The sequence below is a fragment of the Desulfitobacterium sp. genome (assembly GCF_035539115.1).
GTDB lineage: Bacteria > Bacillota > Desulfitobacteriia > Desulfitobacteriales > Desulfitobacteriaceae > Desulfitobacterium_A.
In genome coordinates this window covers 1-7,764 of sequence record NZ_DATLJA010000076.1, presented here as the reverse complement: position 1 = coordinate 7,764, position 7,764 = coordinate 1, and the positions used below count along the sequence as shown (strand labels likewise).

The following is a 7,764-nucleotide window of genomic DNA, read 5'->3' as shown; positions in this document are numbered from 1 at the left end:
AAATCACCTCAAACTACAGTATAGATAAATTATATTGAGATATCTATGGTTATCTCCACTATACTATATAATTCAACACAATTGAGGTAGATTCCTGCTTTTTGATGAAAAAATCAGAGGGTTTCTGCACCAGAATCATTTCGTTTATTTTTCATTTAGATGTATTCGTCAATTAGAATAATTTTCCTTCTGAGTCCTAAAAATAGCACTATGTCTTGTCTCCAATTGATCTAAAAAAGAAAACGTCGTAATCGCTCGTTAGCGATTACGGCGTTTCTTATTTAAGCTGGTCGTCCGTTTTAAGGCTTAATGATCACCGGAGTACCCACCCCGACTTGATGGTATAAGGCTTCGACATGAGCATTATGCATGCGAATGCAGCCCTTGGAAGCCATTGTTCCGATACTTGAGGAATTATTCGTTCCGTGAATTCCGTAATGGGGGACTGAGAGTCCTAACCAGCGGCTACCAAACACTCCGCCGGGGTTTGTATATTTACTGGCCACTGAGAAACTCCCGGTTGGAGTTGGCGTGCCGGATTTACCTATGGCAATTGGGTAACGAGCGATCACTCTGTTTCCCTCATAAAGTTCGAGTTGACGACTGGAGCGATGAATAACAATTTGACGTTGAGGCATTAACAGCTCCCCCCCCTTCACTAACAATATATGGTAAGTAAGGATAAAAGAGCTTGATTCATTTTACATTCAGATTAAATGTTTAATATTGCATAATGGAGGGGACTTTTTGCGGAAAATAATAGAGGAGGGAGGCTTTTCATGAGTGATTATGTTGATGGCAAGCTTTTAATTATCGGTGGGGCTGAGGATAAAAAAGGGGAATGTAAGATTCTCAAACGTTTTATTCAGGAGTCGGGTGGCCGAGAAAGCATTATTACGGTTCTAACAGCGGCTACTGAATACCCAGAGCAGGTCGGCGCGGAGTACAAGGAGCTCTTTAAAAAGTTTGGATGTGGGGACGTTCAAGTCCTCGATGTTTCTGAACGGGGGAGAGCTAACCATGAGAGCATTGTTCGAGAATTGGATAAATCGTCGGGCGTCTTTTTTACAGGCGGAGATCAGCTTCGGATTACGGGAATTATTGGAGGAACTCGGCTTGGAAAAACCCTTCACCAACTGTATGAAAGAGGGGTAATTATCGCAGGGACAAGCGCTGGAGCCTCGGTAATGTCGGATACAATGATTGTCGGTGGGGAAGCGGGGACGCCAAAGAAGGATACCTTGACGATGGCTCCAGGACTTGGACTTCTACGCTCGGTTGTTATTGACCAACATTTCGCTCAGCGGGGGAGGATTGGGCGTTTACTGATGGCTATTTCACAAAATCCCTATGTTCTGGGCGTAGGAATTGACGAGGACACGGCAATCTTAGTCCATGCGGATGGGCGATTTTTTGTAGTAGGCAGTAATACGGTAACCGTTGTCGATGCCTCACCGACTATTGCCAGTAACGTCTCCGAGATTTCTCCTGGGCAGGCTTTAGTATTGACCCCGGTGTTAATGCATGTCCTATCAGAGGGCTATGGCTTCGATCTTAAACGCAGAGTGGCTCACCTTCAACCGTAAGTTTTTGAGGGGGAATATTGAGAATAAAAAAGGTAAAACTAATAGATGTGTATTTTTCCTATGCTTAAAGGAGGACAAATAGCGTAATGGAGATAAAAAGTATCCGGGCAATTCAGGGTGCTAATGTCTATAGTTATCGACCGATCATCCGAACTGTTGTGGATCTCCAGGAATGGGCAGAAAGAGAAAGCAAAACACTGGGTGATTTTAATTCACGCCTGATCCAGATCCTTCCGACACTATATGAGCATTATTGCTCACGGGGAAAACCGGGTGGTTTTATCGAGCGGCTCCAGGAGGGAACATTAATCGGGCATGTTATCGAGCATGTGACGATCGAACTCTTAACGCTGACTGGACAAACCATTCCTTATGGTAAAACGATGTCCATTTTGGAATATCCGGGAGAGTATGAGATCATTTTTAATTACGATTCCCTGGAGGCTGGGATTGAGGGCTTTAAACAAGGTTTTGAAGTTGTCGAACAGCTCCTTGCCGGCGAGTTACCTGATATTCAAACGTCTCTTGAACGAATACGCCAAGTTAAAGCCGAGTATGAACTTGGTGCTTCAACCCAAGCGATCCTAAAAGCGGCACAAGAAAGAGAAATTCCGGTTCAACGCTTAAATGAGGGAAGTCTGCTTCAACTGGGGTATGGTCGGAATCAAAGACGGGTCCAAGCGGCAATGAGCGATCAGACGAGTTGTATCGGAGTTGATATTTCTTGTAATAAGGAGTTAACTAAACAACTCCTCCATGAAGGGGGAGTTCCTACTCCAAGAGGGTATGTTGTACGGAGTGAGGATGAGGCCATTGAGAGTTTTCATTGGTTAGGAAGGGCAGCTGTGGTAAAGCCCTGTAACGGAAATCAAGGAAAAGGGGTTACCCTTAAATTAGAGACCGAGGGTGAAGTTCGTGCAGCGTTTAGGGTTGCCCAAACCTATGGCGACCCAGTTTTGCTCGAGGAATATATTGAGGGCCGAAATTATCGACTCCTGGTGATCGGGAATCAGCTGGTAGCAGCAGCTGAACGGATTCCTGCCAATGTGCTTGGAGACGGGGTCTCGAGTATAGGGCAGTTAGTACAGAACGTGAATGAGAATCCGTTACGCGGTGAAGATCATGAAAAGGTCTTAACGAAGATTAAAATTGATCCCGTTGTTATTATGTCCTTAGCTCAGAAGAAGCTAACCCTGGATTCTGTACCTGCCGAAGGGGAAATTATCTACCTTCGGGATAGTGCAAACCTAAGTACGGGCGGGACTGCCCAGGATGTGACAGCGCTTGTTCACCCTGAAAATGCAGAATTAGCGATCTACGCTGCGCAGATCGTCGGGTTGGATATCGCGGGGGTTGATTTGGTAATTGAAGATATCGAAGTTCCCTATCAGGAACAAAAAGGGGCGATTATCGAAATCAATGCTGCGCCCGGGATTCGGATGCACCAATATCCTTCAATCGGGAAACCCTTGGATGTGGGTCGAAGAATCGTCGATCATGTTTATCCCACAGGAAACGGGAGAATCCCTATCGTATCCATAACAGGAACTAATGGAAAAACGACGACAACACGCATGATTGGAAAAATGCTTGCGGATCACCATCTGAATGTAGGTATGACAACCACAGATGGGGTCTATATCGGAGGTAAGCTTTTAGTACATGGGGATACAACAGGTCCAGAAAGTGCACGAATGATCTTACGCCATCCGGATGTCCAGGTTGCTGTACTAGAAACAGCGCGTGGGGGAATCTTGAGGTCGGGCCTAGCTTATGATTATGCGGATGTTGCAGTAATTACCAATGTAGCCAATGATCATTTAGGTCAATATGGAGTGGAGACGCTTGAGGATATTGCCCATGTTAAAAGCCTTGTTGCTGAGGTGGTTAAGCCCCATAGCTATGTCGTCTTGAATGCGGATGATCCTCTGGTTGTCCAGATTGCGCATAAAACGAAAGGACGGGTTATCTTTTTCAGCAGGGAAAAGGATAACCTGACTGTTCGCAAGCATTTGGCATGTGGTGGGACGGCGGTCTTTGTTCGCCGAGGGGTAATTCTACTTTGCCAAGGGGATCAGAGCTATAAAATATGTACGGTCAAACAACTTCCCATTACTTGGGAGGGCAAGGCTATTCATAATTTGCAGAATGCCTTAGGTGCGATTGCAGCAGGTTGGGCTTTAGGATTGACGGCAGAGGATATTCATTCCTCCTTGGGAGAATTCATGTCAGACCCAATTTATAACCGAGGTCGGCTGAATCTTTATGAAATTAATGGAGTCAATGTTTTCATTGATTATGGACATAATGCCGCAGGGATTCAGGAGATTATTAAGACGTTAAAAAAATTCAAGGCTAGTTCACTGGTGGGATGTGTTACAGTACCTGGAGATCGTCCAGATGAAACGATCCGTGAGGTTGCTCGAGTATCAGCTCAAGGATTTCACCGTATGATTATCCGTGAAGATGAAGATTTACGGGGACGCGAACCGGGGGAAGTTGCGAGGATCATCCTTGAGGAGGCGCTCTCTGCGGGAATGGACCTTAAACAAATCTCGGTTGTTCTGCCAGAACGGAAAGCTTTCCAATATGGGCTCGAGCACTGTCATTCGGGCGAGATCTTTGTCATGTTTTATGAAAACCTTAAACCGATTGAAGAAGAAATTCAGCTTCGACTAAGCCAACAGGAGACTGTAGATTTTGATATGGCTCAGAAAGTAGCGACAGGTGAGGCGGGCTAAAGAGATAAAAGGAGATAATTAGAAACAAAAAATAAAAAGAGGTCACTTTCTGACCTCTTTTTATTTTTTCACTAGTAGGATAAAGATAAAGGGGATATAATGAAGAGAAATAATATCCGAACGTTCGGAAAGGAATCCATAATGAAAGAAGATATTCTTGTAACGTTCGCTTATGCGAAGATCAATCTCGGACTTGCCGTGAAAGGGAAGCGTTCTGATGGGTATCATGAATTGCAAACAGTGATGCAGACGATAGATCTTTATGATACGGTAAAAATATCTCTATCCGGAAGTGGAATTGAATGCTTCTGTGGAGGATTAAGCGGGCCGAGAAATCTTGCTTATCAAGCGGCAAAGCTTTTTAGGGAGAGGCTCAATTCCCGTCAGGGTATCCGTATTGAAATTGAAAAGAGGATACCGGTTCAGGCGGGTTTAGCGGGCGGAAGCGCAGATGCTGCGGCAACGTTGAGAGGGTTGAATCAGCTATATAATTATCCCTCTTCTCAAGAAGAACTTCTCCAACTCGCTAACCAATTAGGCTCAGATGTTGCTTTTTGCCTGCAGGGAGGAACGCAATGGGCCGAGGGACGCGGTGAAAAACTGCTTCCTTTAGCTGAAGCTCCGGAGATGTCCTTAGTTTTGGCCAAACCACAGCAAGGAGTTAGTACAGGTGAAGCGTATCGACGATTTGACCAGTTGGGGAGAGGTCATCTTCTTTCCTTTCAGGCCTGGGAAGAGGCATTGCAATCCGGTTCAGTTGAGAAGATCGCTTTATTATTAAGTAATGATCTGGAAGCGGGGTCGCAGGTAATCCTTCCTGTGATCGCGGGCCTGAAGGAGGACTTAAGGAAGGCCGGTTGCTATAGTGCTCTCATGTCTGGAAGTGGATCCGCTGTTTTCGGAATTACTCATTCTGAGGATCAGGCTCAGGAGATTGCGCATTCCTTGAAGCAGAAGGGATATTCAGTTTGGGTGACTAAAACAATAACGCCATGATGGCTGCTTTGTTACAGTATGATTTGAAAGGGGAAATACCGTTGGAAAGAAAGTTAGTTCCAGTTAGACTCGATAGTTATAAACCGCTTCGGGAGGTTGTTTTTGAATCTTTACGTGAGGCCATTATTAGCGGAGTACTTGAACCGGGAGAAAGACTGATGGAGATTCAATTAGCAGACGAGATGGGGGTTAGTCGGACCCCGGTTCGAGAAGCTATTCGTAAATTAGAACTGGAAGCGTTCGTCGTCATGATTCCTCGCAAGGGAGCCTATGTCGCCGGAGTCAGTGATAAGGATGTCGCTGACGTCTTCGAAATTCGCTCGGCCTTAGAGGGGTTAGCCGCAGGCTTGGCAGCAGAGCGGATCACTGATGAGGAAATCGAACAGATGGAGCGGATGATGCTTTATCGTTCGGGAGAAGAAGTTGATCTCAAGAAAATCGTGGAAGCAGATACCGATTTTCATGCACTCGTTTATAAAGCGAGTCGTAACGAACGATTGATTCAGATTCTGGCGAATTTGCGTGAGCAGATTCAACGTTTTAGGGCAACCTCGTTGGCTTATCCTGGGCGGCTAAAGGATGCGGTCGAGGAACATCAGGGAATCGCTGAAGCCCTGGCCAGCCATAATGTTGAAGAAGCCCAGAACTTAGCCATGTCCCATATTGTGACAGCGGAAAATGTTATGTTTGAAGCGTTGCGTTCATCTAAAGTGAAAAAAGAAGTAGATGAAGTCCAGGAAAAAGAAAAGGAATAGGGGATCAGACCATGGATAAAATGAAAAGAGCGGAACGCATGGTTGCAGTCATGCAGATCCTAATGTCTAAACCCAATAGACTTATTCCGTTAACCATTTTGGCGGAGCGTTTTGGAGCAGCGAAGTCGACAATAAGCGAGGATTTACTAGCTTTGAAAGAAAGCTTAGATTCCACGGGCCAAGGTCGTTTGGAAACAGTCTCAGGAGCTGCTGGCGGGGTCCGCTATATCCCGGAAATATCGCAACGGGAAGCAGAAAATTTTCTGCAGGAGCTCGCCCAACAACTCAGTGTCAAAGAGCGGATTTTAACCGGAAGTTTTCTCTACATGACGGATCTCCTCTATGATCCCTCTATTCTGAGACCTTTGGGATTGATCTTTGCAGGAGCTTTTCAAGAGAAGAAACCGGATGTCGTTGTCACAATTGAAACGAAGGGAATTCCCCTTGCTTTAGTAACGGCTGAGGCCTTAGGGATCCCGATGGTCATCATCCGGCATGGAAATAAAGTGACAGAGGGTTCAGCTGTCAGTATTAATTATGTTTCCGGATCCTCAAAAAGAATTCAGTCGATGTCTTTAGGACGGAGGGCCTTGGAATCGGGGAAAAAGGTATTACTGATTGATGATTTTATGAAGGCGGGTGGAACTTCCTTAGGAATGATCAATTTGATGCAGGAATTTGAAGTGAATGTTGTCGGCTTGGGGGTTCTCATGGAAAGCCTCACGGAAAATGAACCTAAAATTGTCCATCATTATTTGTCCCTACTCCAACTTATGGAATTAGATCCGGTGCAAGGAATAGCGATCGTAAATCCTTCACCTGAGTTTTTATAAAGAGAATCAACTTTAGACAACCTTTTAAATTCCATCCTCTTCCTCTGCAGGAAAAACAAAAATGACTATATGGGGCAAAATTTAGCCTAATTTAATTTTCTTTTAGGGAAAAGAAGGAGTTTTTTACCAAATATAGAATTAGATTTAGAAATGATGAATCTTGCAGGCAGAAGGGAAGGGTGGTGATCTTAGTGAATATTACTGATGTACGAGTTCGAAAAGTAAATGTTGAAGGTAAGATGAAAGCAGTTGTTTCGGTAACATTCGACAATGCCTTTGTGGTCCATGATGTGAAGGTTGTGGAAGGTACAAATGGTTTATTTGTTGCAATGCCAAGCCGTAAAACTCCAGAAGGCGAATTCCGCGACATCGCTCACCCCATTTCCTCTGCGGCACGTGAAGTCATTCAAACGGCTGTCTTAAAGGCCTATCAAGAAGTGATTTAGAAACGATAATTGATAATTCACGAGATGTACTTAAACTTAAAAAATGTACTTTGCCAATCTTAGCAATAGATACTTTAATTGATAGAAAGAGACCTGTAGAGGTCTCTTTTTAATCCTACGATGCATGCGGTTAAGTCCGGCAGGATAAGGCAACTAAAGCTTCTGCCTTCACTATGCTTGGCATAAGCTAAGTCTTCTTTATCCTACGATAAGTATATTTTTGCGCGCTTTTCCTTAAAGAGAATTTCTGGATGATAATAAATGAGATATAACCCAAGTTTGGCGACATAAATTACCAATGCAAGCTGGGAGCGGGTTTCAGGTTTCAAGAAATCTTTGTAGTCCCTAATCAAAAACAGAACCCCTTTAGCCCAGTAAAATCAATAGTTCGGAGAGGTCATTTTCCA

At 44.5% G+C, this 7,764-nt stretch carries 7 protein-coding genes; 6 read left to right on the top strand and 1 reads right to left on the bottom strand.

Going from position 1 to position 7,764, the window contains the following annotated elements; all coding sequences use genetic code 11:
* Nucleotides 1-299 precede the first annotated feature (299 nt).
* A complete protein-coding gene (locus VM640_RS12290) occupies nt 300-638 on the bottom strand; it encodes a L,D-transpeptidase (RefSeq protein ID WP_325392619.1) in 339 nt (112 codons plus the stop codon).
* Between the two features lie 141 nt (nt 639-779).
* Here VM640_RS12290 and VM640_RS12285 point away from each other — a divergent pair, with 141 nt between their 5' ends.
* From VM640_RS12285 to spoVG, 6 genes are all read left to right on the top strand, one after another.
* On the top strand, nt 780-1,586 hold the full coding sequence (locus tag VM640_RS12285) for a cyanophycinase (protein WP_325392618.1): 807 nt from the start codon (nt 780-782) through the stop codon (nt 1,584-1,586).
* 86 nt (nt 1,587-1,672) lie between these two features.
* Nucleotides 1,673-4,327 carry a cyanophycin synthetase gene (gene cphA, locus VM640_RS12280; RefSeq protein WP_325392616.1) on the top strand — a complete coding sequence of 885 codons (2,655 nt, stop codon included), beginning with the start codon at nt 1,673-1,675 and terminating at the stop codon, nt 4,325-4,327.
* 141 nt (nt 4,328-4,468) lie between these two features.
* Nucleotides 4,469-5,323 (top strand): 4-(cytidine 5'-diphospho)-2-C-methyl-D-erythritol kinase, encoded by an 855-nt coding sequence (ispE, locus tag VM640_RS12275; RefSeq protein ID WP_325392614.1) that lies wholly within the window; start codon nt 4,469-4,471, stop codon nt 5,321-5,323.
* A gap of 41 nt (nt 5,324-5,364) precedes the next feature.
* The gene (locus VM640_RS12270) at nt 5,365-6,078 is read left to right on the top strand and encodes a GntR family transcriptional regulator (protein ID WP_325392612.1); all 714 of its coding nucleotides are present in this window, start codon (nt 5,365-5,367) and stop codon (nt 6,076-6,078) included.
* 11 nt (nt 6,079-6,089) lie between these two features.
* Complete coding sequence (purR, locus tag VM640_RS12265; protein WP_325392610.1) at nt 6,090-6,911, top strand: pur operon repressor; 822 nt, start codon at nt 6,090-6,092, stop codon at nt 6,909-6,911.
* A 191-nt stretch (nt 6,912-7,102) separates the two neighbouring features.
* Complete coding sequence (spoVG, locus tag VM640_RS12260; RefSeq protein ID WP_325392622.1) at nt 7,103-7,357, top strand: septation regulator SpoVG; 255 nt, start codon at nt 7,103-7,105, stop codon at nt 7,355-7,357.
* Nucleotides 7,358-7,764: the final 407 nt, after the last annotated feature.

Bases quoted from the DNA above. Each gene is read 5' to 3' on its own strand.
- purR (WP_325392610.1), top strand. From the start codon at position 6,090: ATGGATAAAATGAAAAGAGCGGAACGCATGGTTGCAGTCATGCAGATC.
- cphA (WP_325392616.1), top strand. From the start codon at position 1,673: ATGGAGATAAAAAGTATCCGGGCAATTCAGGGTGCTAATGTCTATAGT.
- VM640_RS12290 (WP_325392619.1), bottom strand. From the start codon at position 638: ATGCCTCAACGTCAAATTGTTATTCATCGCTCCAGTCGTCAACTCGAA.
- ispE (WP_325392614.1), top strand. From the start codon at position 4,469: ATGAAAGAAGATATTCTTGTAACGTTCGCTTATGCGAAGATCAATCTC.
- VM640_RS12285 (WP_325392618.1), top strand. From the start codon at position 780: ATGAGTGATTATGTTGATGGCAAGCTTTTAATTATCGGTGGGGCTGAG.